Annotated in this window: 22 protein-coding genes and 1 pseudogene; 2 read left to right on the top strand and 21 right to left on the bottom strand. The window is 69.5% G+C overall.

Annotated features, from left to right (window positions below; all coding sequences use genetic code 11):
* Nucleotides 1-4 precede the first annotated feature (4 nt).
* The 19 genes and pseudogenes from ACYVKR_RS21955 to ACYVKR_RS21865 form a co-directional block, all read right to left on the bottom strand.
* A pseudogene (locus tag ACYVKR_RS21955) lies at nucleotides 5-280 on the bottom strand (helix-turn-helix domain-containing protein); the annotation flags it as partial.
* A 14-nt stretch (nucleotides 281-294) separates the two neighbouring features.
* Complete coding sequence (locus tag ACYVKR_RS21950) at nucleotides 295-1,173, bottom strand: alpha/beta fold hydrolase (RefSeq protein WP_460483105.1); 879 nt, start codon at nucleotides 1,171-1,173, stop codon at nucleotides 295-297.
* A gap of 26 nt (nucleotides 1,174-1,199) precedes the next feature.
* Nucleotides 1,200-1,730 carry a cupin domain-containing protein gene (locus tag ACYVKR_RS21945; protein ID WP_460483104.1) on the bottom strand — a complete coding sequence of 177 codons (531 nt, stop codon included), beginning with the start codon at nucleotides 1,728-1,730 and terminating at the stop codon, nucleotides 1,200-1,202.
* Nucleotides 1,731-1,746: 16 nt separating this feature from the next.
* A complete protein-coding gene (locus tag ACYVKR_RS21940) occupies nucleotides 1,747-2,523 on the bottom strand; it encodes an SDR family oxidoreductase (RefSeq protein WP_460483103.1) in 777 nt (258 codons plus the stop codon).
* A gap of 337 nt (nucleotides 2,524-2,860) precedes the next feature.
* Nucleotides 2,861-3,667 (bottom strand): Rossmann-fold NAD(P)-binding domain-containing protein, encoded by an 807-nt coding sequence (locus tag ACYVKR_RS21935; protein WP_460483102.1) that lies wholly within the window; start codon nucleotides 3,665-3,667, stop codon nucleotides 2,861-2,863.
* A 1-nt stretch (nucleotide 3,668) separates the two neighbouring features.
* Complete coding sequence (locus ACYVKR_RS21930; RefSeq protein ID WP_460483101.1) at nucleotides 3,669-4,676, bottom strand: periplasmic binding family protein; 1,008 nt, start codon at nucleotides 4,674-4,676, stop codon at nucleotides 3,669-3,671.
* 14 nt (nucleotides 4,677-4,690) lie between these two features.
* Nucleotides 4,691-5,479 carry an ABC transporter permease gene (locus ACYVKR_RS21925; RefSeq protein WP_460483100.1) on the bottom strand — a complete coding sequence of 263 codons (789 nt, stop codon included), beginning with the start codon at nucleotides 5,477-5,479 and terminating at the stop codon, nucleotides 4,691-4,693.
* Nucleotides 5,476-6,222, bottom strand: a complete 747-nt coding sequence (locus ACYVKR_RS21920) for an ABC transporter ATP-binding protein (RefSeq protein WP_460483099.1) — start codon at nucleotides 6,220-6,222, stop codon at nucleotides 5,476-5,478. Before ACYVKR_RS21920 ends, ACYVKR_RS21925 begins: the two co-directional genes overlap by 4 nt.
* A 16-nt stretch (nucleotides 6,223-6,238) precedes the next feature.
* Nucleotides 6,239-7,690, bottom strand: coding sequence for an aldehyde dehydrogenase family protein (locus tag ACYVKR_RS21915; protein ID WP_460483098.1), 1,452 nt, complete (start codon nucleotides 7,688-7,690; stop codon nucleotides 6,239-6,241).
* Nucleotides 7,687-8,787, bottom strand: a complete 1,101-nt coding sequence (locus tag ACYVKR_RS21910; protein ID WP_460483097.1) for a long-chain-fatty-acid--protein ligase — start codon at nucleotides 8,785-8,787, stop codon at nucleotides 7,687-7,689. Before ACYVKR_RS21910 ends, ACYVKR_RS21915 begins: the two co-directional genes overlap by 4 nt.
* A 183-nt stretch (nucleotides 8,788-8,970) precedes the next feature.
* Complete coding sequence (locus ACYVKR_RS21905; protein ID WP_460483096.1) at nucleotides 8,971-10,170, bottom strand: MFS transporter; 1,200 nt, start codon at nucleotides 10,168-10,170, stop codon at nucleotides 8,971-8,973.
* Nucleotides 10,171-10,257: 87 nt separating this feature from the next.
* Entirely contained in the window at nucleotides 10,258-11,016 is a 759-nt protein-coding gene (locus ACYVKR_RS21900) for a 5'-methylthioadenosine/S-adenosylhomocysteine nucleosidase (RefSeq protein WP_460483095.1), read from the bottom strand.
* A gap of 109 nt (nucleotides 11,017-11,125) precedes the next feature.
* Nucleotides 11,126-12,823, bottom strand: a complete 1,698-nt coding sequence (locus ACYVKR_RS21895) for an acyl-CoA synthetase family protein (protein ID WP_460483094.1) — start codon at nucleotides 12,821-12,823, stop codon at nucleotides 11,126-11,128.
* 160 nt (nucleotides 12,824-12,983) lie between these two features.
* Entirely contained in the window at nucleotides 12,984-13,820 is an 837-nt protein-coding gene (locus ACYVKR_RS21890; protein WP_460483093.1) for a hypothetical protein, read from the bottom strand.
* 167 nt (nucleotides 13,821-13,987) lie between these two features.
* Complete coding sequence (locus tag ACYVKR_RS21885; protein WP_460483092.1) at nucleotides 13,988-15,193, bottom strand: M48 family metalloprotease; 1,206 nt, start codon at nucleotides 15,191-15,193, stop codon at nucleotides 13,988-13,990.
* A gap of 42 nt (nucleotides 15,194-15,235) precedes the next feature.
* On the bottom strand, nucleotides 15,236-16,639 hold the full coding sequence (gorA, locus tag ACYVKR_RS21880) for an NAD(P)/FAD-dependent oxidoreductase (protein ID WP_460483091.1): 1,404 nt from the start codon (nucleotides 16,637-16,639) through the stop codon (nucleotides 15,236-15,238).
* Nucleotides 16,640-16,761: 122 nt separating this feature from the next.
* Nucleotides 16,762-17,826, bottom strand: coding sequence for a class II fructose-bisphosphate aldolase (gene fba / locus ACYVKR_RS21875; RefSeq protein WP_460483090.1), 1,065 nt, complete (start codon nucleotides 17,824-17,826; stop codon nucleotides 16,762-16,764).
* 126 nt (nucleotides 17,827-17,952) lie between these two features.
* Nucleotides 17,953-19,323: a sensor histidine kinase family protein gene (locus ACYVKR_RS21870; RefSeq protein ID WP_460483089.1), complete on the bottom strand. Its 1,371-nt coding sequence runs from the start codon at nucleotides 19,321-19,323 to the stop codon at nucleotides 17,953-17,955.
* 3 nt (nucleotides 19,324-19,326) lie between these two features.
* Nucleotides 19,327-20,007, bottom strand: a complete 681-nt coding sequence (locus ACYVKR_RS21865) for a response regulator transcription factor (RefSeq protein WP_460483088.1) — start codon at nucleotides 20,005-20,007, stop codon at nucleotides 19,327-19,329.
* Between the two features lie 171 nt (nucleotides 20,008-20,178).
* Between ACYVKR_RS21865 and ACYVKR_RS21860 the strand changes: the two genes are divergently transcribed.
* Nucleotides 20,179-21,777, top strand: a complete 1,599-nt coding sequence (locus tag ACYVKR_RS21860) for a hypothetical protein (RefSeq protein ID WP_460483087.1) — start codon at nucleotides 20,179-20,181, stop codon at nucleotides 21,775-21,777.
* Between the two features lie 79 nt (nucleotides 21,778-21,856).
* On the top strand, nucleotides 21,857-22,567 hold the full coding sequence (locus ACYVKR_RS21855; protein WP_460483086.1) for a phosphatase PAP2 family protein: 711 nt from the start codon (nucleotides 21,857-21,859) through the stop codon (nucleotides 22,565-22,567).
* A gap of 130 nt (nucleotides 22,568-22,697) precedes the next feature.
* Here the strand turns inward: ACYVKR_RS21855 and pyk are convergent, their stop codons facing one another.
* Nucleotides 22,698-24,146, bottom strand: a complete 1,449-nt coding sequence (pyk, locus tag ACYVKR_RS21850; protein WP_460483085.1) for a pyruvate kinase — start codon at nucleotides 24,144-24,146, stop codon at nucleotides 22,698-22,700.
* Nucleotides 24,147-24,372: 226 nt separating this feature from the next.
* Nucleotides 24,373-25,815 (bottom strand): Xaa-Pro aminopeptidase, encoded by a 1,443-nt coding sequence (locus ACYVKR_RS21845; RefSeq protein WP_460483084.1) that lies wholly within the window; start codon nucleotides 25,813-25,815, stop codon nucleotides 24,373-24,375.
* Nucleotides 25,816-25,824 lie beyond the last annotated feature (9 nt).

The following is a 25,824-nucleotide window of genomic DNA, read 5'->3' as shown; positions in this document are numbered from 1 at the left end:
CATCCTCCTGCGACTGCAGGCATCCCCAATCCAGGCGCATCACGGCCATGCCCAGGCGATACTCCGAGCCGCCGTCGATGCGCTCCAAAAAATCCATGCTCTCCAGCGTGCTCAGCATGCGGAATACCGTGGCACGCGGCAGATTGAGCCGGCGCACCAGCTCGGGGGCGCTCAGCTGATGGCTGCCACGGCCGAACTCCTGCAGCAGGCGCAGGCCGCGCTCCAGCGCGGGCACCTGGTACTTGTCGGCGCCTCCGGATGGGTCCTGAGTTCGTGTCATCGCACCCGCCTCGTTCAGAGCCTGGGAGCCTGGCTCTCGATCCACCGGGCCACCGCGCCCGGCTGCTCGCCCGGGCTGGCATGGCCGGCATCGGGGATGCTGGCGAAAGGCACCTGCCAGGCATCGGCCCAGCGGCGGCAGGCGACAGGCGTGGTGACCACGTCGTGCTCGCCGCAGGCGACGGAGACCGGCACGGGCAGCGGCGCATGCCGGCCCAGGTCGCTGTCGCACAGCATGTTCACCGCCTGGCGGTAGCCGTCGGCCTGCATGCGCGATGTGCTCCAGCGCACCCACTCGCGGGCCAGCGCATCGGCGCCGGGGCTGAGCAGGCGCTGGTCGATGCGCTGCGCCAGCCCGGCCACGCCCAGCGTGTCGAGCGCGGCATTGCGATCGCTGCGCACCTTCTCGCGGGCGGCTTCCTCGTGCGAGCCGTAACCACCGGCGGGGCTGAGCAGCAGCACGCCGGCCAGGGCCTGCGGTGCCTGCTGCGCGGCGCAGGCCGCGACCATCAGCGCGCCCAGCGAATGGCCGACCAGCACCACCGGCCCCTGCACGTCCTGGGCCAGCCAGGCGCCCAGGCGGGCGCCGTAGTCGGTGTCGCGCGGACGGAATGCGGGCAGCGGCGTGCTCGCGCCGTAGCCGGGGGCATCCCAGGCCAGCACGCGCCAGTCGGGCCGCAGCGCCAGCGCCACGTCCAGCCACGAGGCGGCCGAGGAGCTGATGCCATGCAGCAGCACCACGGTCAGCGCCGGCTCGCCCGCTGCCGGGCGCTCACGCACCGCCAGCTGGGCGCCGTCCGGCAGCACGACCAGGCGCTGCGCGAACTGCGCTTCGAGCTGCTGTGCCTTGCGCACGAGCGCGTCGCTCCAGGGGATGGCGGCGTCGAGGGACATGGGTGGCCTTGCGGTGGTTTCGGGGATCAGCGCTTGATCTTGGCCAGCGGGTGGTCTTCCGGGTAGGTCGGCGTGATCGGCTTCTGGGCGCCCAGCATCACGCACATCAGCGCGTCTTCGTCACCGATGTTGATCTCTTCGCGGTACACGCCCGGGGGCACCGAGATCACGTCACGGTCGGTCATCACCGTCTCGAAACGCTCGCCTTCGGGCGTGGTCAGCACCACCTTGAGCTTGCCGCGCATCAGGAAGAACACTTCCTCCACATCCACGTGGATGTGCGGCGGGCCTTCGTTGCCGGCGGGGATCACCATCGTGGAGAAGGTGAAGTGCTCGGACGGGATGGTGTTGTTGTCGGTGGACACGCCGGTGCCGCCGGTGCCGATGTAGCGCATCTGGCCACGACGGTACTTGGGGTCGAAGTCGGCCTGGAACTTCAGCGCGTCGAAGTCGTACTTGCGCGTGGAGAAGCGCGCAATGCGTGTCTCCATCCAATCCTTCAGACTGACGCCCTCGGGACGATCCCAGGTGCGGGGGGTGTTCTGCTGCTCGCTCATCGTTCGCTCCTTGCGGTTAATTCATGACAAAGCCGCCGTTGACGGCAAGAACCTGGCCCGTGATGAAACGGGCACCTTCGGACATCGCATAGACCACGGCGCCCGCGACGTCCTCGGGCATCTGCTCGCGCTGCAGCGCGCGTTGATCGATGTAGAGGCGGTGGCGCGCCTCGGGCACGTACTGCGTGGCCTCGACGAGCACCAGGCCCGGCGCCACGGCGTTGACGGTGATGTTCTCGCCGCCCATCTCGCGCGCCATGGCGTGCGTCATCGCGATCACGGCGCCCTTGCTGGCCACGTAGGCCATCAGGTTGGGCGCGCCCCACAGCGCGGTGTCGGACGCCAGGTGGACCACGGCGCCGCGGCCGCTTTCGCGCAGCGCGGGGCGGCAGGCCCGGGTCATCAGCCAGGTGCCGCGCACGTTCACGCTCATCACCTGGTCCCACTTGCCCAGCTCGATGTCGTCCATGCCCTTGCCGCCGGAATCGGTGACCGCGGCGTTGTTGACCAGGCCGTCCAGCCCGCCCAGCTCGCGCACCGCCTGCTCGGCGCATTGCTGCACCGAGGCCGGGTCGGACACGTCGACGCGGATGCCGACGGCGGTGAAGCCGCGCTCGCGCAGCGCCGCCACCGATTGCGGCAGCAGGTCGTCGCGCAGGTCGGCCAGCGCCACCTGGGCGCCGTGCTCGCACAGCGCCTGGGCAAAGGCATAGCCCAGGCCGCGGGCGGCACCGGTCACGAGGATACGGCGGCCTTGCAACTGGCCAATCTGCGGCATGGATGTGAGGGTCATAGTGCGTTTCACCTAAGAAACAATGATTAATTCATGAAACAACGTCAGTGTATCGAGCCCACCCGGGGGGCAATACAGAGGGAAAACCCTAGGTAATTAGGTGTATCAAGGCAAGGGGCGCGGCCACTCCTGCCCGCAAGGACATGGCATCGGCAAGCGGGGAATCGGACTCCGAGCGCCGCCATCCGGGCGCGAGTCGCTATGGAATCAGGGGTGGGTACGGCGTCTATTGGCAAGACACCGGTGTCACGGAGCCAGGGAAAGTCCCAGGCTGGAAGAACGGTTCAGCCGGGCCCGTATGGCTGGGGCGCCCCCGGGCCGCCAGCCGCGGGCAAGGTCAGCGCATCACCAGGCCGCCGTCCACGAACAGCACCTGGCCGGTCATGAAGGCGCTGAGCTGAGAGGCCAGGAACAGCACCGGGCCGGCCACGTCTTCGGGGCTGGCCAGGCGCCTGAGCGGCGTGGCCGCCATCAGCGATTCGCGGAACGATTCCTTGGTGGCCTGCGTGCCCTGGGTGGGGTAGACCAGGCCCGGCGCCACGCAGTTCACGCGTATGCCCAGCGGGCCGAGTTCGCTGGCCAGGTTGCGGCTGAAACCCACCAGCGCGGACTTGGCCGTGGTGTAGTCGTGGTAGGGCACGACCGGATTTTCGACCAGGTTGCTGGCGATGTTGACGATGCTGCCGCGCGCGCGCTGGCGCATCTGCGGCAGCACCGCGCGGCAGACGTTGAAGGCGGCGCCCACGGCACCGTCGAACTGGGCCTGGTAGTCGCTCCAGTCCAGCTCGCCGAAGCGGCTGCGGCGCTCGGGATCGAAGGCATAGGGCCGGAAGGCGTTGTTGACCACGATGTCGATGGCGCCTGCTTCGCTAGTGATGCCCTCCACCATGGCCTGCACCGCGGGTTCGGAGCCCACGTCGGCCTGCACGGCCCAGGCATCGCCGCCCGCGCCCCTGCCCGCCACCTGGCAGGCCGCCACCGTCTGTGCGGCTGCGGCTTGGTTGGACAGGTAGTTGACCGCCACCAGCGCGCCCTCGCGCGCAAAGGCCGTGGCGATGGCCGCGCCTATGCCGCGGCCCGCGCCCGTGACCAGCACCACCTTGCCGCGCAGGTCCAGCGCAGAGGAGTCAGGCGAATGGGCCATGTCAGGCTGCCGGCAGCAGGCTGGTGTCGACCACGTCCGACACCTTGATCTGCTTTTGCACCATGCCCAGCGCGCGGTAGGCGTCGGCGCCCTTTTGCAGCGCCGCGAGGTCGAACGTGCCCAGGGGCTTGCCGGCCTGCACGGGCTGTGCAGAGGCATTGCGCAGGCGCACCACGTCGAGGTTGATGTCGCGCTGCGTGCCGTCGATGGCGTACTTGCCGGCCAGCGTGGCGGCTTCGTCGGCGTTGGCCACCATCCAGGCCGCGCTGTCGCGGTAGCCCTTGAGGAAGGCCTTGAGCAGGTCCTTCTTCTCGCGCAGCACGTCCTCGCGCACCACGAACATGTCGCTGGAGATGTTCAGGTGCTCGCGCACCTGCATCACGTTGACTTCGCCCATGCCCTTGCGCAGGCCCACGGCCAGGCCGGTGTCGGTGGCGGCCGTGGCATCGACCTGGCCCTGCATCAGCGGCGCGAAGTTGAGCAGGCCGGTGACGACGATGGTCACGTCCGACTCCTTGAGGCCGGCCTGGTGCAGCAGCACCAGCAGGTTCTGGCGCGTGCCGCTCGAGAGGCTGTAGACGCCGATCTTCTTGCCCTTGAGGTCGGCGGGCTTGTGAATGCCGGCCGACTTCAGCGAGACCACGTTGAACACGTTCTGCGGGTAGATGTCGTAGATGGCGACCAGCTTCTCGCCCTTGTCCAGCGCCATGAAGAAGGAGCCGGGGTCGGTGAAGGCCACGTCGGCCTGGCCGCTGAGCATGTTGCGGATGGCGTCGCCGCCGCCCGCGCCGGGCAGGTAGGCCAGCTCCACGCCCTGGGCCTTGAAGAAGCCTTTCTCGGGCTCAACGAGGATATTGGTGATCTCGCTGATGGGCTTGCTCCAGCCCGCGAGGCGGACCTTGCCTTGGACAGGTGCAGCCATGCCGGCGCCCGCCAGCGTCAGGCCGGTGATGCCGGCGCAGGCGCCGAGCAGCTGGCGGCGGGAAAGGGTCAGGGTGGAGTGGTGCATGGCAGTGGTGGCGATCAGGGTTGAGGGGGGTGTGCGGAAAGCGGAAAGGCGTGGGCGCGCAGCAGCCTGCGCTCCAGCACCAGGCAGGCCTGGTACAGCAGCAGGCCCATGGCGGCGATGAGCACCAGGGCCGCGAACATCAGCGAGGTGTCCATCATTCCCTGGGCTGCGATGACCACGGCGCCCAGGCCGCGGCTGGCGCCCATGAACTCGGCCACCACGGCGCCGACCAGGGCCAGCACCACGGCCACGCGCAGGCCCGCGAGGATGGCAGGCAGGCCGGTGGGAAGCTTCAGGCGCAGCAGGGTCTGCAGCCGGGTCGCGCCCAGCATGCGAAACAGCTGCAGCCGCGAGGCATCGACCTGGCGCAGGCCCGTGAGCGTGTTCTCCATCAGCGGGAAAAAGCAGATCAGTGCGGTGATCAGCACCGTGGGCAGCATGCCGAAGCCGAACCACAGCACGAACAGCGGCGCCAGCGCCAGCTTGGGCACGACCTGGCTGACGACAACATAGGGCTTGAGCACGCGCTCCAGCAGTGCGGATTCGGCCAGCGCCATGCCGGCCAACAGGCCGACCACGCTGCCCGCGGCCAGGCCCAGCAGCAGGGCCTGCAGCGTGGCCCAGATGTGCGGCCAGAAGTAGCCCGAGGCCAGGCCCGTCCACAGGGACTGCGCGATGGCCGAGGGCGCGGGCAGCACCAGGGCCGACAGGCCCCAACGCCGCACCAGCAGCTCCCACAGGCCGAGCAACGCCACGAGCAGCGCAGCAGCGATCAACCGGGCCTGGAATGGAGTCGGCGTCATGTGCGGCTCCTGTCCATGGCGGCGCGCACGCGGGCACAGTAGTCGTTGAAGGCCGCGCCATGGCGCATGGCCTGGGTGCGCGGCCCGGGCAGGGCAATGGTCCAGTCATCCACGATGCGGCCGTTGTGCATGAGGGCGATGCGGTCGCCCAGGTAGACGGCCTCGTTGATGTCGTGGGTGACGAAAAGCACCGTGGTGCCGTGCTCGCGGCAGGTGCGCAGCAGGTCGTCCTGCAGCTCGGCGCGCGTAATGGCGTCCAGCGCCGCAAAGGGCTCGTCCAGCAGCAGCAGCGGCGGCTCCAGGATCAGGGCCCGCGCCAGCGCCACGCGGCTTTGCTGGCCGCCCGAGAGCTGACGCGGGTGGAGTTTGGCATGGCTGGCCAGGCCCAGCTGCGCCAGCAGCTGCAGCGCGCGCGCCTGGTCCTGCGGCGTGGGCCGGCGCTGCAGCGACACGGGCAGCAGCACGTTGTCGAGTGCGTTGTGCCAGTCCAGCAGCGTGGGTGCCTGGAACATGAAGCCCACCTGCGGCCCGGGCGCGGCCAGCTCGCCGCCGCGCAGCACGATATGGCCGGACTGGGGCCTGAGCAGCCCCGCGGCCAGCTGCAGCAGCGTGGTCTTGCCGCAGCCGCTGCGGCCCAGCAGGCAGTGGAACTCGCCGGCCTGCATGCGCCAGTCCACACCGTCCACCACGGGAGCGCGGCCGGGATAGGTGAAGACCACCTGCTGGATGTCGAGGAACGCCATGCCGTCAGTCCGCCCTTCAGTCTGAATAGGGCGCGAACGGCTGCGTCGCGAGTTCGGCCGACTGCTCGATCTCGGTCATGCGCACCAGGTCGATCAGGTTGAAGCGCCCGTCGTGGTGCCAGCCCGCCTCGGGCATGCTCATGGAGCCGATGGCGCTGACGCGCGTGACGCCGGCCGCGCCCAGCAGGTCGGCCAGCCGGTACAGTTCCTCGGGCGAGGCCGCGATGCCGGCGGTCTGCAGGTATTCGCGCTGCGCGGCGGCCACGGGCACCACGGCGTCGAGGCTGTCCACGCCGACCACGGCAATCGTGCGGTACAGGGCCGTGGGCGCGAGCGGCTGCAGGCTGTCGCTGTAGGCGACGCTCCAGGGCGCGTCCACGGGCCCCAGCAGTTGCTGCTCGTCGTCGGCCCATTCCACGGTCTGCTGCCAGCGGGCCACGGCCGTGCCCTCCTCCAGCTCCAGCGGGCGGCGTGCAAAGCGCCGCTGCAGATTGGCCAGCTCGGCCGCGAGGTAGTCGGCAAAGGCGCGCGGCGGCACCGGCGCGCCGCGCTCCACGTAGAACACATGGGGCGAATAGCAGCCCTGCTGGTCGTAGCGCATCACATCCCAGGCCGCGAGCCGCGCCAAGGCAGGCGCCTTGAGGGTGTCGAGCGCGGCCGCGCCCACCAGGCCGAAGCCCAGCTTGTGGCCGTGCGGCAGAAAGCGCGTGGTCACGGGCAGGCGCTGGCGCAGCGCATGCAGGGTCTGGTTGCCGCCATAGGCCAGCACCGTGTCGGCCTGGGCATAGAGCGCATCAGCTTCCTCACCGCCCGCGCCGCTCCACCAGACCACGGCCAGGCAATCGGCCAGCGGCGGGTGGACCTCGGCCAGCAGCCGCGCGAACCAGCCCGCGAACAGCGGCTCGGCGCTGGCCAGCTTGCCGATGCTGGGCGCCTTGACCAGCAGGCCGCAGACCAGGCTCCACAGCGACAGCGCGGGCACGTTGCCGGCCCAGCTGTGCACCAGCAGATCGGGCCCGAAGGCGCGCACCGCGCCGCCCTTGGGCGCGGGCTGGAAGCCGTCGAGCACCGCGGGGTTGGCAAAGTCCTCGGCCACAAAGCGCCGTAGCTGCGCGGCGCGGAAGGTCTTGAAGAAGCCCGTCAGCCCCAGCCGCACCATGTCGGCGTCATAGCCGCTGACCACGGGCAGCCAGGCCTCGGCCTCGCGGCGGTAGGGGTCGTTGCGGTCCAGCAGGCGGGCGATGGCGCGGTCGATCACGTCAATGATTTCGGCCACCGCCATCGTGCGCAGATGCCGGCTGGCGGCCGCGCGCACGCGCTGCGCCAGTGCCTGCATCTGGGCTGCCGTCAGCACGGGCACGGAAACCTCCAGCTGCAAGCCCTCGCGCTCGAAGGGCAGCACCTGCCACTGCACCTCGTCCTCGCGCAGCCCGGGCAGGTAGCCGGCCGTGATCCGCTGGACCGTCATGCAGCGGCAGCCTTCACGAATTCCTCGACGGCCAGCGAGCAGCCCTTGGCGGCTGCACCCTCGGCCCGGCCCAGCAGCAGAAAGCCGCCGTCCGCCCACAGGCCGACGTCCTCGGTGAGGATGGTGGTGACCGCGTTGTAGTTGGCCAGATCGCAATGCACCAGGATGCCGCGCTCGCCGGGCGCCACGCTGCGGCCGGTGATGGGCTCGACCAGGCGCGAGCGTATCCAGTGCGGGCCCGACTTGACCGAAGGCAGCGTGGCGTTGCCGTCGTCGTAGAACTGCGTGCTCAGTTCGGTCATGCCGTACATGTTGATGCAGTGCGTGCGCGGCACGCCCAGCAGCTGCGACAGCTCCGCATAGAACTCCTCGAGCGGTAGCTCGCGCGACTGGCCCTTGTAGCCGCCCGTGTCCAGGATGCGGCTGCCCGCCGGCAGGCGAAAGCTGCGGCCTTCGGCGCGCAGCGCGTCCATCACATGGACCAGGCTGAAGCTCGCGCCCAGCAGCGCATAGGGCTGGCCGCTGCGCTCGGCCTCTTCCAACGCCGCGCACAAGCCGGGCATGTCCAGGCCCTCGGGCGTGAGCCAGTAGCGGCTGTCCGCCGTGCCGAACTCGGACTTGGCCAGCGCCAGGTAGTGCGCCAGCGACGAGTTGGGCATGGCCTGCTCGTCGGGAAAGAGGATGCCCATGGGCATGCGCTCCACGCCCCGCATGAAGCGCTGCGCGAAGTGGCGCGTCATTGACCGGTCGTAGACGTCGAGTTTGGGATGGAAGTGGCGCCCGCGCGCGGCCAGCCCCTTGGCCTGGCCCGTGGTGCCGCTGGTCATGAACACGCGCTCGGCGGGCGAGGCTGGCTCGCTGCGCAGCTCCATGGCCTTGAAGGCATCGATGGGCACGGCCGGGATGTCGCTCCAGGTCTTCACGTTGCGCAACGTGGCGCCGCGCCGCTGGCAGAAGCTGCGGAACGGCGCATTGGATTCGTACTGGTAGGCGAACAGCTTGAGGGCAAGCTGGTCGAACTGGTCGTCGGTGCAGCCATCCATTGCGATGAATGCAAGCAGGTCTGCGACCAGCGAGTCGGCCTGGGCCTTGTCCATGGAATTCCTTCGAGAGCTGGGACGTGATGCTCCGAAGGCCCCCTCGCCCGTGCCGCAGGGCGCGGCCACGTCAGGGTGCAAGCTCTTCTTCCGCCGGAATGACCCGGTTCAAGTTCTCGGGTGTGGATCTCAGCACTGGCGTGCACCCCGGAGCAGCGCGCCATTTTACTGCAGTGGTGCCGGCTAGGCCTGGCGCGGACGCAGGCACCACAGGGCCGTGGCGGCGGTGGCGGCCGCCAGCACCACCACCCACAGCGCGCCCAGCTGCCACCGGTCCAGCGCCAGGCCGAAGAGAAAGGGCGCGCTCGACTGCGCGATGCGCGCCGGCACCATCAGCAGCCCTTGCCGCTGCCCGTAGCCCTGCGCGCCGAACATGGCCAGCGGCAAGGTGCCGATGGCCACGGTCATGATGCCGTTGCCGAGGCCGAAGGCCACCGCATAGCCCCAGCCGCCGGCGGCGCCGAACACCGCCAGCACCGCGGCCGCCAGCGGGTAGGCCATGACGGCGATGCGCGCCGACCACAGCGGATGCGCGCGGCGCAGGAAGGCGTAATCAGCGATGCGGCCCGCGACCTGGGCCGGCCCCACCAGCGCCGCCGCGGCCACGGCGGCGGTCGCGGTGGCGCCGCCCACCGCCAGCAGGCGCGGCAGGTGCGACATCATGGAGGTGCCGATGAACCACACGGCCGAAAACGTCAGCGCCATGAGCGCCAGCGTGCCGCCATGGTTCCGCAGGAAGGATGGCGACGGCGGCTCGCCCGGCCCGGCCTCGGCTGCCGGTTCCGCCGCCAGCCTTGGCTCGGCGCGGGGCAGCGTGGCGTGCAGCGGCAGCAGCACCAGGGCCTGCACCGCCGCCCAGAACAGGCAGGCGTTGCGCCAGCCGGCCTCGTGCAGCAGCCAGGTGGTGACCGGCCAGCTCACGGTGCTGGCAAAGCCGCCGAACAGCGTGATGCCCACGATGGCGCCGCGCGCCGTCTTGCCGTACAGGCGCACCGCGGTGGAGAACGCCGCCTCGTACAGCCCGGCGCCCATGGCCAGCCCCAGCAGCAGCCACACGGCGAACAGCTGCGCCGGCGTCTGCACGCGCGACAGCAGCACCAGGCCCAGCGCGAACAGCACATTGGTCGCCATCAGCACGGGGCGGCCGCCCCAGCGGTCGATGAGCCGCCCCGCCACGGGACCGGTGAGCGCCATCACCAGCAGCGCCAGCGAGAACGCCGCGAAGATGCGGGAGGCCGGCAAGCCCAGGCTCTCGCCCATGGCCCCGGCCAGGATGGCCGGCAGGTAGAACGCCGAGCCCCACGACAGCATCTGCCCGAAGCCCAGCTTGCAGGTGGTCAGCACCGGCCGCTCGGCGGGAGGATGGGGCAAGGCAGAGGACATCGGGGGCGGGCTCGTCAAAAACAGCGCGCCATTGTGCCGGGCATTGCCGCGGCGCACAGTCACCCGCGCAACCCGGTGACAGGTGGCTCAGTGCGGCGGCAGGCCTTGCAGGAAGCCGCCGATGATGCGCTGCGCGTAGCGGCTGGCCACGGTACGCACGAACTCGGCAAAGTCCACATGGGCGCCGTCGTCGGCGCGGTCCGAGATGGTGCGCATGGCCGCGAACGGCACGCCGTAGTCCAGGCAGGCCTGGGCCACGGCCGCGCCCTCCATCTCCACCGCCAGCACCTCGTGGCCGGCAGTGCGCAGCCCCTGGGCCAGCGCGCGCGAGGCGGCGGCGGTGCCGACGAACTGGTCGCCGCTGGCGATCAGCCCGCAGTGGGCGCGCGGCGGGTGGGTGGCATGGCGGGCGCGCAGGGCCTCGGTGTCGCCCTCCACGCAGGCCCGGGCCGCCTGCAGCAGTGCGGCCGCCATGGCCGCGTCGCAGGCCAGGCGGGTGCGGCCGTAGCCGGGCATCTCCCAGCGCGGGAACAGCGGCGACGCGTCCAGGTCGTGCTGCAGGTAGTCGCTGGCGATCACCACGTCGCCGACCTGCACGCCCTCGCCCACGCCGCCGGCCACGCCGGTGAAGACGATGCGGCGCACGCCGAAGCGCTCGATCAGCGCCGCCGTGGTGGTGGCCGCCGCCACCTTGCCTATGCCCGACAGCGCACAGACCACGTCGTGGCCGTGCAGCCGGCCGCGCCAGAACTGCCGCCCCGCGTGGGCCACGGCTTGGGCGCCGGCCATGGCCTGCACCAGGCCGTCCTGCTCCTGCGGCAGTGCGCTGAGTATTGCCAGGGTCATGATGCCAAGAATCTCCTACACAGAAAAAATGCTCCTTATTCAGGAGCATTTCGCGCTTATCCAGCAAGCGCTAGAGGCCATTTTTACTTAAAAATCTTGTTTGCTCGCCCTACGCCTTGGCCTTGGCCTTGGCCATTTCGGCGTCGCGCAGCTCGCGGCGCAGGATCTTGCCCACCGGCGTCTTGGGCAGGGCGTCGCGGAACTCGATGTACTTGGGGCGCTTGTAGCCCGTCAGGCGCTCGCTGCAGAAGCTGCGCAGCTGCGCCTCGGTGAGGTCGGGCGACTTGCGCACCACCACCAGCTTGATGGCCTCGCCGGTCTTGTCGTCGGGCACGCCGATCACCGCGCACTCGGCCACGCCGGGGCAGGCCGAGGCCACGTCTTCGACCTCGTTGGGGTAGACGTTGAAGCCGCTGACCAGCACCATGTCCTTCTTGCGGTCGACGATGTGGAAGCGCCCGTCGGCATCCATCACGCCGATGTCGCCGGTGCGGAAGAACCCGTCCTCGGTCATGACCTTGGCGGTCTCGTCGGGGCGCTGCCAGTAGCCGGCCATCACCTGCGGCCCGCGGATGGCGACCTCGCCGCGCTCGCCCTGCGGCACGGGCTGGCCCGCGTCGTCGAGGATGGCCATGTCGGTGCTGGGCATGGGCAGGCCGATCGAGCCGTTCACCGGCTGGCCCACCACGCTGCAGCTGGCCACCGGGCTGGTCTCGGACAGGCCGTAGCCCTCGATGATGGGCGCGCCGGTGCGCGCCAGCCATTTCTCGGCCACCGCGCTCTGCACGGCCGCGCCCCCGCCCACCACCACCTTCAGGTGGCTCCAGTCCACCAGGTCGAAGTCCGGGTGGTTCATCAGCCCGTTGAACAGCGTGTTGACGGCCGGGAAAGTGTGGAAGGGCTGGCGGCGCAGGTCGGCCAGCGTGGACTTGATGTCGCGCGGGTTGGCGATCAGCAGCACATGGTGGCCGCAGCGCAGCGACAGCAGCAGGCAGACCGTGAACGCGAAGATGTGGTACAGCGGCAGCGCGCAGACGCACAGCGGCTGCACGTCGGCCGGAATGGTCTTGAGCGCTGGCGCGTACCAGGATTGCACCTGCATCACGTTCGCGGCGAGGTTGCGGTGCTGCAGCACCGCGCCCTTGGCCACGCCGGTGGTGCCGCCGGTGTACTGCAGCGCGGCCACATCCTGAAGGCCCACCTCGGGCGCCGTGAACTGGTGCTGCTCGCCCTGGCGCAGCGCGGCGTTGAACGCGATGCTGCGCGTGAGCTGGAACGGCGGCACGAGCTTCTTCGAATGCCGCACCACCCAGTTGACGATGCTGCCCTTGAGCAGGCCCAGCATGTCGCCCATGCTGCAGACGATGACCTGCTCCAGCTTGGCGTGCTGCGGGCATTGCTGCACGGTCGCGCCGAAGTTCTCGAGCACGATCATCACCTTGGCGCCGCTGTCCTGGAGCTGGTGCTCCAACTCGTGCGGGGTGTAGAGCGGGTTGACGTTGACCACCACCAGGCCGGCACGCAACACCGCCGCCACGGCCACGGCGTACTGCGGCACGTTGGGCATCATCAGCGCAACGCGGTCGCCCTTGGTCAGCGCCAGGGTCTGCAGGTAGGCGGCCAGCGCCAGGCTGGCCTGGTCGAGTTCGCGGTAGGTCCAGACCTTGCCCATGAAATGCAGGGCGTCGCGGTCCGCATGCTGGATGAAGGCCTGGTTCAGCAACTGCGCCAGCGTCGGGATATTGGCCAGGTCGATGTCGGCAGGCACATCGGATGGATAGCCCTGCAGCCAGGGGCGTTGAGTCATGCGCGGTCTCCTGAATGAATAGTGTCGCCCGGCGAGCCCTGCGGGCTGCGCCGCTCCTTCACGCGGAGCGAGGCGCTATGAAATTCTGCAAAACTGGTATTGTGCGCACCCCGCGCCGTTCGCGATTCTGGAATTACCCTGGGATCGCGCCCGCCACGCCTCAGGGTTTGGCTGCCGGCGGCGGCACCGGCTGGCCCGCCTGCATGCGCACCTGCGCCTGCGGTTTCGGCGCCTGGCCGTCCTCGGCCGCCTTGGTCTGGTAGTAGGGCTTTTCGTCGATGGGGAACGGGAACGGCGGCACCTTGAACACGCCGTTCATGAAGCCGGTGCTCTGGCGCAGCGCCTGCGACAGGTCCTGCGCCCAGGTCAGCAGCGGCCGGCCGGCCGAGAAGAAATCGATGCTGTTGTGCGTCTCGGGCCGCACCAGGCGGTGGTCGGCCAGCACCTGCACCTCGATGAGGCCGCCGCTGCCGGTGGTGAAGTGGTACGACACGTGCGACATGGGCCGCGCGAAATAGATGCCGGCCGCCGACAGGCGCGCCGCCATCCGGGGATCGTTCTGCGCCAGCCACTCTTCGCTGTTGGCCGTGCGCTTGATGCGCAGGCAGTCCACGCGCCCCACGTTCAGGCCCTGGGTGCGCTCGACCAGCACGCCCTGCTGCTTGGGGCAGTCCTGCGTCCACACCGTGGGCTGGCGGTTCAGGTCATCGACGTTGGAGCGCACGGCCATCACGGCCACCAGCTCGCCCAGCGAGGTGCGCATCTGCCAGACCTTGGCCTGCAGCGGCTCGTCGCGCGAGAGATCGCGCGGGGCGACGGGGATCAGATCGCTGTCCGAGCCCCAGTAGCGCCACTCCATCTGCGGGGCCTCGTCGAACGACACCTGCGTGCGGCCGACGGAATAAGTCTGGGGCGTGACCGGCGCGCACGCCACCAGCGCCAGGGCGGCGGACGACAGCGCCAGCAGCGCCGCCATCCTGCGGGCAGCAAAAACCATAAACACCAATCCTGTAGGGCAGGCCCGCGCCGGGGGCGCTGGGCAAGAGGGGAAAACCGCCGCCATGATAGCAAGCCGGGGCCTGCAGGCGCCCGCGCGCGGCGGCAGCGAAGCATTGTTGCCCGGCATTGCGCAGACATTGCGGGCAATCGTGAAGAAATGTTTCCCTAGTCCAGGTCTTCGTCAGCATCCTCGCGGCACTCGTCCGGCAGGGACTTGGCCACCGGGCCGCTGCCGCTGCAGTGCCAGATGACCTTGCCGTCCTGCTCGGAAGGCACCATCGCGAACGTGCCCTTGGCGAAAGGGACATTCAGGCTCATGGTCTCGCTGTCGTACTCCCACTGGCCCGCCTGCGCGAGCGTGATGCCGGCGCTGGGCAGGTTGTCGGGCACTTCCTGCTTCTGCTCGTAGTAGTCGCCCAGCGCGCTGCGCAGCGCCGCGCCCTCGTGCCACAGGCGCAGCATCTGGGTCCGCTCCTGGTAGCGCTGCAGCTCGGGCAGGCCCACGGCCGCCAGCGCGCCCACGGCGGCGATCACCAGCAGCAGCGTGAGCAGGCCGGCCGCGCCGCCGCCCACGCGCCCGCCATAGGGCACGAAGAACGCCAGCAGGTACGAAAACGGGTTGCGCCCCGGCATCCGGGTGTCAGGGTTCAGCATGCGCACCACGCGCTTGGTCAGCCAGGGGTAGCCGCCGATCAGCTCGTGGAAGTCGGGGAAGAAGCCGCGGTTGGCCAGGGTCTGGCGCGCGTAGGTGGCGAGGTTGACCTGCTGCCACTTCTCGGCCCCCGCGGCCAGCACCGCCAGAGCGCGCGCCGCCGACTCGGGCTGCTCGCAGCAGGCGCGGCCGTGCAGGTCGCAGGTGTACTCCTTGGCGCGCGAGTAGGCCGCGCCGACCAGCGGCAGCCACAGCACCGGCGCGCGCCAGATGTGGCCGGTGAGGTGGCCGCGGCGGATATGCCCCAGCTCGTGGCCGAAATAGAAGTTGATGCCGTCGGGCAGCTCGCGCAGCGCATCCAGCGTGTCGGCCAGCACGATGACGTAGTTTCGCCCCAGGAAGCGCGTGGCGAAGGCGTTCATCATGCCGTCGCCCTGCAGCACATAGGCCTCGGGCGGGTCGGTGATGACCAGCTTCTGGCAGCACTGCAGGTATTGCAGGTACAGCTCGGGCAGCTGGTCTTCGGACAGCTTCACGCCCGTGCCGCGCAGCCAGGCGATCAGGCCGGACTGCGCGAACAGGTAGGCGATGAAGCCCAACAGCACATAGAGCAGCGCCACGCCGAACGTGCCCACGACCAGCAGCAGCCAGACGATGATGCCCAGCACCAGCGTGAGGGTGCCCAGGGTTTTTTCGCGCGGATAGACCAGCGGATCCATGCTTTTTCTTTCTTTGAAATCCGCCGCATCATACGGGTGGAATCAGCGCCGCGTCACTTCCCGCAAGGTAACAAACTCCTCGGCGCTGGTCGGGTGGATGCCGATGGTTTCGTCGAACTGGGCCTTGGTCGCGCCCGCGCGCAGCGCCACCGCGAAGCCCTGGGTGATCTCGCCGGCATCGGCGCCCACCATGTGCAGGCCCAGCACGCGGTCGCTGGCGTCATCCACCACCAGCTTGACCAGGGTGCGCTCGCTGCTGCCGCTGAGCGTGTGGCGCAGCGGCTTGAAGTCGCTGCGGTAGATGCGCACCGCGCCGTGCTTCTCGCGCGCGGCCTCTTCGGACAGGCCCACGGTGCCGATCGGCGGGTGGGTGAAGACGGCCGTGGGGATGAGCTCGTAGTCCACCGTGCGCGCCGCCTTGCCCGGCAGCGGGCCGAACACATGGTCCACCCAGGCCATGGCCTCGGCCAGCGCCACCGGCGTCAGCTCCAGGCGGCCGACCACGTCGCCCAGCGCATGCACGCTGGGGATATTGGTGGCGTAGTGCCCATCCACCACGATGGCGCCCTGCCCGTCCTGGCGCACGCCCACCTGCTCCAGGCCCAGGCCCTCGACGTTCGGCTTGCGGCCGGTGGCGTAGAGCACCGCGTCGCAGCGCAACTCGGCGCCGTCCTTCAGGCGCACCACGCGCTCGGCGCCTGCGGCCTCGATGCCGGCCACCTCGGCGCCCACGCGGATGTCAACGCCGGCCTTGCGCATCTCCTCGGCCGCGAAGTCGCGCACCTCCTGGTCGAAGCCGCGCAGCACCTGTTCGCCGCGGTACAGCAGCGTGACCTGCACGCCCAGGCCGTGGAAGATGCTGGCCATCTCGCAGGCGATGTAGCCGCCGCCCACCACCACCAGGCAGCGCGGCAGCTCGGGCAGGTCGAACAGGTCGTCGGACACCAGCACATGCTCGCGGCCCGGCAGCTCGGGCACCCAGGGGCGCCCGCCGGTGGCGATCAGGATGTGCCGCGCCGTGAGCCGCTGCTGCTTCATCTCGCCATTGGGCTTGGCGGTGACGACCACGGTGTGCGCATCGGCCAGCGCGCCGTGGCCGGCTAGGCGGTCCACCTTCGCGCCGCTCATCAGGCCCTCGTAGATGCCGTTGAGGCGGCTGATCTCCTTCGCCCGCGCGGCCTTGAGCGCCGGCCAGTCCAGCGCCAGCCCCTGGGGCACCTGCCAGCCGTAGCCGCGCGCCTCGGCAAAGGCCTCGGCGTAGCCAGCGCCGTAGCTGTAGAGCTTCTTAGGGATGCAGCCCACGTTCACGCAGGTGCCGCCCATGGCGCCCGACTCGACCAGGGCCACGCGCGCGCCGCGGCCCGCGGCCATGCGCGCGGCGCGCACGCCGCCCGAGCCGCCGCCGATCACGATGAGGTCGTAGTCATGGGATGTGGATGTGCTCATGGTTTCTTCTCGCCAGACATCAAAACGCCCATTGTGGCCAGCCAACAAAAAACCGCCCCTGCGGGCGGTTTCTTCATTTTTGATAGCTATCAGCGCTTACCAGATAAGCGCTGAAGGCCAATTTATTGCACAAGCTGTGCCAGCTCGCCGGCTGCGTACTTGCGGGCCATGTCGGCCAGCGGCACGCCCTTGATCTTGGCAGCCTGGCCTTCGCAGCCGAACTCCAGGTAGCGCTGCTTGCAGATCAGGCGGGCCGCTTCGCGCGCGGGCTTCATCCACTCGCGCATGTCGAACTTGTCGGGGTTCTCGGCCTGGAACTTGCGCACCGCGCCGGTCATGGCCAGGCGGATGTCGGTGTCGATGTTGATCTTGCGCACGCCGTGCTTGATGGCTTCCTGGATCTCTTCCACCGGCACGCCGTAGGTTTCCTTCATCTTGCCGCCGAACTGGTTGATGATGGCCAGCAGGTCCTGCGGCACCGACGAGGAGCCGTGCATCACCAAGTGGGTGTTGGGCAGGCGGGCGTGGATTTCCTTCACGCGCTGGATCGACAGGATGTCGCCCGTGGGCTTGCGGCTGAACTTGTAGGCGCCGTGGCTGGTGCCGATGGCGATCGCCAGCGCGTCGAGCTGCGTGGCCTTGACGAACTGGGCGGCTTCCTCGGGGTCGGTCAGCAGCGCGGAGTGGTCGAGCACGCCTTCGGCGCCCACGCCGTCTTCCTCGCCGGCCATGCCGGTCTCGAGCGAGCCCAGGCAGCCCAGCTCGCCTTCGACGGTGGCGCCGATCTGGTGGGCCATGGCCACCACGTCGCGCGTGACCTTGACGTTGTAGTCGAAGTCGGCCGGGGTCTTGCCGTCCTCGCGCAGCGAGCCGTCCATCATCACCGAGCCGAAGCCCAGGTTCAGCGCGCCCTGGCAGATGGCGGGCGAGGTGCCGTGGTCCTGGTGCATGACCAGCGGGATGTGGGGATAGGCCTCGACGGCCGCCTGGATCAGGTGCTTGATGAAGCTTTCGCCCGCGTACTTGCGCGCGCCGGCGCTGGCCTGCAGGATCACCGGGGCGCCCACTTCGTCCGCGGCCGCCATCACTGCCTGCACCTGCTCCAGGTTGTTCACGTTGAAAGCGGGGATGCCGTAGTGGTTGGCTGCGGCATGGTCGAGCAATTCGCGCATCGAGACGAGAGCCATGGTGGAGTGTCCGTTATGAAAAGAGTGGGAAGGGGCCAAGGCCGTGGGCCAGGGCCACGAAGAAGCTACAGGAGCCGCGGTGTGGTAACCGCTTGGTAACCCGTTATTTTAACCATGCGTGCCATTTCAGGCCTGCGGCAATGCCAGACGGTAGCAGGTGGTATGCGGCGGCAGCGGCGCGTGCGGGCCGAACCGCCCCCGGTGCAGCTGCGCCACGCGCTCGACGATGGCGTGGCCCAGGTGCAGGCTGTCCACCGGCTCGGGGGGTTTACTGCCGACGTCGCGCCCGCCGTCGTCGCAGACCTGCAGCCAGCATTCACCGCCGTCACCGGTTTCGCGGCCGCCCTGCACCTCGATCTGCGTGCCCTGCGGCGTATGGCGCAGCGCGTTTTCCACCAGGTTGCGCAGCGCCACCTCCAGCAGCACCGCGTGGCCGGTGACCACCAGGGTCTCGGGCACCTCGACCGACAGGCTGCTGCCGTGCTGCCAGGCCGCCTGGGCGTAGTCGGCGGCCACGTCGCGCGCCATCCGGGCCAGATCGACGGGCGCGGCCTGCTGCGTCATCTGCACCCGCCCGGCCCGCGCCAGCGCCAGGATCTGCTGCAGCACATGGCCGGCGCGCAGCGCCTCGGCCTGGATGCGCCGCGCCGCGGCCGCCTGCTCCTCGGCCGGCAGCTCGCCCTGCAGGGCCTGGGCATGCAGGCTGATGGCCGCCAGCGGCGTGCGCAGCTCGTGCGCAACCTCGTTGGCCAGCTTGCGCTCGTGCTCCATCGCCGCCTCGCTGCGGTCCAGCAGGGTGTTGATCGCCTGCGTCACCGCGTGGAACTCCTGCCAGTCGTTGCCGGTCCGCAGGCGCTGGCCCTCGGCCAGATCGAGCTGCGCCACGTCGGCCGAGAGCTGGTTCAGCGGCCGCAGGCCCGCGCGAATGGTGAGCCCCAGCACCAGCGTGACCACCGGCAGCAGCCACAGCCCGGGCACGATCATCTGGCCGGCGATGTCTTCCGCCAGGTCGTCGCGCTCCTTGAGCGCGACCAGCACCGTCACCCGGCGGCTGCGCTCCGCGTCCCACTGCGTGAAGGTGCGCCAGACCTCGCCGCCGGCCAGCGCCGCCTCGTAGAAGCCCTCGCGCTGGACGCCGAACGCTACCACCGGCGCATTGCCCACGTGCAGCAGCAAGCGGCCATCGGCATCCCACATCTGGATGTCCATGGACTGCTGGTAGTCGTGCGCGCGCAGCCCCGGCACCGAGACCCGGCGCGTCGGCGGCAGCTCGGCGCCCGCCTGCACCGGCAGATTCAGCACCATCGCCGCCACGCTGGCCAGGTGGCCGTCGGTCAGCTCGTCGGCCTCTTCCACGCCGGCCTGGTAGGCCCAGAACACGAAGCTGGCCCAGACCAGCACCAGCGACGCCAGGATCCACAGCAGCAGCCGCGTCTGCAGGCGCGGCAGCCCCTGGGCAGGGCCCAGCCAGCTGGCGGCGACGTGCTGTGCCGGCATGCGCTACACCTGCGGCATGAAGTAGCCCACGCCGCGCATGGTGTGGATGTAGTCCGCGCCCAGCTTCTTGCGCAGGTGGTGGATGTGCACCTCGACCGCGTTGCTTTCCACCAGCGAGTCGAAGTTGTAGAGGCGCTCCTCCAGCTGCTGGCGCGACAGCACGCGGCCCCGCGCCTCCAGCAGGATCAGCAGGATGGTAAAGGCCCGCGGCGGCAGCTCCACCGGCTGGCCCGCCAGGCGCACCTGGTGCAGCGCCGGATCGACCACCAGCTCGCGGTACTGGATCAGCGGATTGGCCCGCCCCGCCGCCCGGCGCAGCAGCGCCCGCAGCCGCGCCTGCAGCTCCTGTGCATCGAACGGCTTGGCCAGGTAGTCGTCGGCGCCCAGGTCCAGGCCGCCGATGCGGTCATGCACCCCATCGCGCGCGGTGAGGATGATGACCGGCGTGGCCGGATCGGGCCGGGTCGAGTCCGCCGGCACATTGCGCAGGCGCTGCAGCAGGCTGGTGCCGTCGCCGTCAGGCAGGCCCAGGTCGAGCAGCACCGCGTCGAAGCCCTCGGTGGTCAGGGCATTCCAGGCCGCGGCCAGCGTGCCGCACCAGTCCACCGCGTGGCCGTGCTGGCGCAGGTTGGCGCGCAATCCCTCGGCAATGCCTGCGTCGTCTTCGACCATCAGTATTCGCATGCAGCGCATTGTGCATGATGCCTTGCGGCAGCGGCGCCGACCGGCCATCGCCGCGGCAAGGCCCCGACGGATGAGGCAGTCAATCGAATCATCGACGGTGATATATTCCCTTTACAAAAATTCACCCGCGCCGAAGTCAGGGCGTGCCTCCCAACCCGTCCTCGCCATGCCATGAAAAACCTGGTCTCCTCCACCCTCGCCGCCCTGTCCCTGTGCACCGCCCTGCCCGCCTTCGCCGCGCGCGACTTCACCCCCCAGCCGGGCACCTGGGTGGTCAGCAGCGAGCTCGACGGCAAGCCCGGCCGAGGCCTGGCCATCGACGTGCAGGGCAATACGCTCTTCATGCAGGTGTTCAACTATGAACAGAACGGCGATGCCACCTTCCATGCCTCGCAGGGGCCGATGGACGGAAATACGATGACGGCGCCGCTGGTGCGCTACCGCGGAGGGCGCTCGTTCGGCGGCGAGGCCCGCGAGGCCGTGGAAGATGGCTCGCCCGGCAGCGTGACCGTGAGCTTTGCCAACGGGCTGCAGGGCACGGTGCAGTTTCCGGGCGAGGCGCCGGTGGCGATGGAGCGCCTGGTCGCCATGGGGCCGGCGTTTGACGCGGCCTATGTCAGCGGCGCGTGGTGGCGCCAGTTCAACGTAGTGGGCCTGGACGAGGCCGGACAGGTGGCAAAGTCCTGGCAGTTGGTGATGGACGGCAATTCGGCGGAGCGCCAAGTGAGGCTGACGGGAAGGACAAGCTCCGATCTGGGGCACGAGCAGCCGCAGGCACTGGGCTGCACCGCCCTGTCCACCCCCGACACCTATGCCTGCCGGGGCCGCGAAGACAGCCTGCCGACCGACGGCAGCGCCTGGATCGAATCGGCCACGCTGCGCATCGTGGGTGCCGACGTGCAGGGAGTGGTCTCTACCCGGGCAGGCGAAGCTCGCCAGCACTACGTGCTGACGGGCATGGCCATCGTGGCGGCGGACACCACTGGATTCAGCGCCCCCTCGTGCGCTCCCGCGGGGCAGGTCTACACCCAGGATGCCTTGGGCAGTTGCTCGAAAGACCGCACCATCAACCCTTCCAACGGCACCTGGATCGTGGCCGACGAGCTGACCGGCAAGCCGGGCCGGGGCATCGCCCTCGATGTGCAGAACGGCATGGCCATTGCCCAGGTATTCAATTACCTGCCCGACGGGCGGGCCAGCTTTCACATGGGCAGCGGCGCCTACACGGGCAGCAGCCAATATGCGGGCGAAGCATCCACGCTGGCGCTGAACCGCTATGCCGGGGGCCGCTACTTCGGCGGGCCGGCAACCAGTGCCGCGCTGGCGGACAGCACGGGCACCATGCAGCTGCAATTCAACAACGAGCCCAACCGTGTCGAAGGCATGATCCAGTTCCCCGGCGAGCCGCCGCGGCGCATCGTGCGGCTGGCGCTGGAGCCCGACACCTCCAGCCACCACGGTCTGCTGGGCGAGTGGGTGGCGTTTTTCTGGCCCAAATCAGCATCCCGTACCTATCTCCACACCTTCACCCTCACCCGCGACCTGGGCGATGCAGCCAGCACCAGCGATGGCTCGGTGCGCTGCCAGCGGCAGCCGCATCAGTTTTATCGCAATTTCGTCGCCTGCGACTGGAGGCGCGGCGAAGGTGCGGATACCGAGGTCTGGAGCACCTGGTTCACGCAGCAGACCAACAACCGCAGCGCCTACGCCATGCAGATCCGCGACCGCCATGGCAACCTGCTGGGGCTGGGCGATATCCCGCTGCGCTGAAGCGTTCCTGCTGACGCCTGCGGGCGGCATGGGCACCTGGCGTTAAGCCCGCCTTAAGCGCTGCTCCCACAATGCGCCCATGCCCAGTTCCGTCCTGCCCGCCGCCGCCCCCACCGCCCAGGCACCGGGCCGCCGCTGGCTGGCTGCCACGCTGGCTGGGTTCGCGCTGGTGCTGCTGTGGGACCAGAGCAGCCTGGACCTGGCCGTGGCGCGCTGGTGGGGCGGCGCCCAGGGCTTTGCGCTGCGCGACAACCCTTTTCTCGACCTGTACATGCACGACGCCATGCAGTGGCTGGGCTGGGCGCTGGCGTTCGCGCTCAGCATAGGCGTGTGGTTTCCGTTCGGCGTGCTGCGCCGGCTGCCGGTGGCGCGCCGCGTGCAGGTCGTGGTCAGCGTGCTGGCGGCGCTGGCGCTGGTAGGCCTGCTCAAGCACAGCAGCAGCACGAGCTGCCCCTGGGACATGGCGGCCTTCGGCGGCCTGGCGGAGCCGGTATCGCACTGGCGCTGGGGCCTGCGCGACGGCGGCTCGGGCCACTGCTTTCCCGCCGGCCACGCCGCGACGGGCTTTGCCTTCGTGGGCGGGTATTTCGCGCTGTACCGCGATGCGCCGCGCGCCGCGCGCTGGTGGCTGCTGGCCGCGCTGACCGTGGGCGCAGTGCTGGGCCTGGCGCAGCAGATGCGCGGCGCGCACTACACGAGCCATACGCTGTGGACGGCCTGGCTGTGCTGGCTGGCCGGCTGGCTGACCGACTCGCTGGTGCAGCGCCTGCAGCGGGCGGCCGGGCGCTGAGGCGCACAACAACAAAAAAGGAGCTGCCAGCGCTTGCTGCACCTGGTTTTCAGATCGATAAATATCTAAAACCAAGGCACAGCGAGCGCTGGCAGCTCCTGTTTTCATAGGGCACCAGGCCCTGGCCCGCTTACTCGACGCGGCAGATCTTCATCATGTTGGTGCCGCCGGGCGAGCCCATGGGTTCGCCGCAGGTGATGGCGTAGATGTCGCCGCTTTGCACGATGTCGCGGTTCTTCAGGTGGGCTTCGGCCTGCAGCAGCGCGGTGTCGCGGTCGGCGCTGGTGTCCATCAGCAGCGGGCGCACGTTGCGGTACAGGGCCATGCGACGCTGGGTGGCGATCTTGGGCGTGAGCGCGTAGATCGGGATCTGGGTGCGGTGGCGGCTCATCCACAGCGCGGTGGAGCCGCTGTCCGTCATCGCCACCAGGGCCTTGGCGCCCAGGTGTGTGGCGGTGAACAGCGCGCCCAGCGCGATGCTCTGGTCGATGCGCTGGAAGGTCTTGCCGACGAAGTCGGTGTCCACGTCCCAGTCGGCGGCGGCTTCGGCGGCGGCGCAGATGGCGACCATCTCCTGCACGGTCTCGAGCGGGAACTTGCCGGCGGCCGTCTCGGCGCTGAGCATCACGGCGTCGGTGCCGTCGAGCACGGCGTTGGCCACGTCGCTCACCTCGGCGCGGGTGGGCACGGGGTTGGTGATCATCGATTCCATCATCTGCGTGGCGGTGATGACGGCCTTGTCCATCTCGCGCGCCATGCGGATCATCTTCTTCTGCAGCGCGGGCACGGCGGCGTGGCCCACTTCCACGGCCAGGTCGCCGCGGGCGACCATGATGCCGTCGGACACGCGCAGGATCTCTTCGAGGCGGGGCACGGCTTCGGCGCGCTCGATCTTGGCGATCAGGCCGGGGCGGTGGCGGTATTCGGCCGCGGCCACCAGGCACAGCTGGCGCGCCATTTCCATGTCGGAGGCGTTCTTGGGGAAGCTCACGGCCACGTAGTCGGCCTGGAAGCTCATCGCGGTCTTGATGTCTTCCATGTCCTTGGCGGTCAGCGCCGGGGCCGTGAGGCCGCCGCCCTGCTTGTTGATGCCCTTGTTGTTGGACAGCTCGCCGCCCAGCTTGACGGTGGTGTGCACGGCTTCGCCGAGCACCGAGTCCACGGTCAGCACGATCAGGCCGTCATTGAGCAGCAGCACGTCGCCGGGCTTCACGTCGCGCGGCAGCTCCTTGTAGTCGAGGCCCACGCCGTCGATGTCGCCCGGCTCGGTGCGGCTGGCATCGAGCACGAAGCGCGCGCCCGGCTCCAGCATGACCTTGCCTTCGGCGAACTTGCCGACGCGGATCTTGGGGCCCTGCAGGTCGGCCATGATGGCCACTTCACGGCCGGCGCGCTGCGCGGCGGCGCGCACCGTCATGGCGCGGTCCACGTGGTCCTGTGCCTTGCCGTGGCTGAAGTTCAGGCGCACGACGTTGACGCCGGCGCGGATCATCGCCTCCAGGATCTGCGGGTCGCTCGAAGCGGGGCCCAGGGTGGCAACAATCTTGGTGGCGCGGCGGATTTTGGTCGGTGCGTTCATGGCTTGTCTCGGTCGGGTGGTGGGCTGGCGCCTGCAGTACCGGCCGGCGCCTTGTAATTCAGTTTCTATTCTGCTGCCAATCCGGTTACATCGGGGGTTCATTCGACAGGCCTGCGCGCCAGCGTATTTCCCCTTAAATTCGACCGAAACCCATATACCACGCGCGCAACAAGCTATTAAATCAGAAGCAAATAACAGATATGCCGGCGCGCAGGGTGCGGCTTGATTACGACAGCGAGGGCGCGGCGGCGCCTTCGCGCATCAGCGCCTCGATCTCGTCGGGGTGTACCGGCACGCCGCGGGTCATCAGCTCGCAGCCGTCGTCGGTGATGAGGGCGTCGTCCTCGATGCGGATGCCGATGTTGTGGAACTGCTCGGGCACGCCCTCGGCCGGGCGCACGTAGATGCCGGGCTCGACGGTGGTGACCATGCCGGGGCGCAGGATGCGGCTCGGACGGTTCAGGATCAGCTCGCCCGACAGCGGATCGCGCCGCTCGCTGATGTGGCCCAGCTCCGTCGGCTCGACATAGCTGCCGCAGTCGTGCACGTCCATGCCCATCCAGTGGCCGGTGCGGTGCATGTAGAACGGGAAGTAGCTGCGGTTCTCGATCACGTCCTGCACGCCGCCGACCTTGTTCTTGTCCAGCAGGCCCAGGTCGAGCATGCCCTGCGCCAGCACCGCCACGGTGGCGTCGTGCGGGTCGTTGAAGCGCTTGCCCGGCCGGGTGACGGCGACGGCCGCGTCCTGGCTGGCCAGCACCAGCTCGTAGAGCGCGCGCTGCGGGCCGCTGAACTTGCCGCCCGCCGGGAAGGTGCGGGTGATGTCGCTGGCGTAGCCGTCGAGCTCGCAGCCGGCGTCGATCAGCACCAGCTCGCCGCTCTTGATGGGTGCGGCATCGGCGCGGTAGTGCAACACGCAGGCGTTCGCGCCCGCCGCGACGATGGAGCCGTAGGCCGTGTACTGCGAGCCGTGCTCGCGGAAGGCGTGCAGCAGCTCGGCATCGAGGTGGTACTCGCGCACGTCCTCGCCGGCACGCAGCATGCGGGCCGAGCGCTGCATCGCCAGCACGTGGGCGCGCGCGCTGATGGCGCAGGCACGGCGGATGGTGGCCTGCTCGTGCGCGTCCTTGACCAGGCGCATCTCGTCGAGGATGGCGCACAGGTCGCGCTGCTGCTCGGGCACCAGCGCGCCGAAGCGGCTGCGCGCGCGCACCACGTTGAGCCAGCGCGCCACGCGGCCCTCGAAGCCGGTGTGGATGGCGAACGGGTACCAGACCACGCTGCGGTTCTCCAGCATCTTGGGCAGGCGCAGGTCCAGCTCGGCGAACGAGAAGGCCTCATCCACGCCCAGCGCCGCCACCGCCGCGTCGGGGCCGAGGCGGTAGCCGTCCCAGATCTCGCGCTCCAGGTCCTTGGGCGCGCAGAACAGCGAGCTTTTGCCGTCGGCCGCGATCACCAGGCAGGCATTGGGCTCGGTGAAACCGGTGAGGTAGTAGAAATAGCTGTCGTGGCGGAACTGGTAGTCGCTGTCGCGGTTGCGCAGGTGCTCGGGCGCCGTGGGAATGATCGCGAAGCCGCCGTCCCCCAGCTGCCGCGCCACGCGCGCGCGGCGCTCGGCGTAGATGGCGGTGGCGGACGGGGCGGCTGGGGAGGCGGATGGCGTGTTCATGCAGCTATC

The organism is Comamonas humi (genome assembly GCF_054782535.1).
The sequence above is the reverse complement of the archived record's forward strand: the minus strand, read 5'-3'. Positions and strand labels throughout refer to the sequence as shown.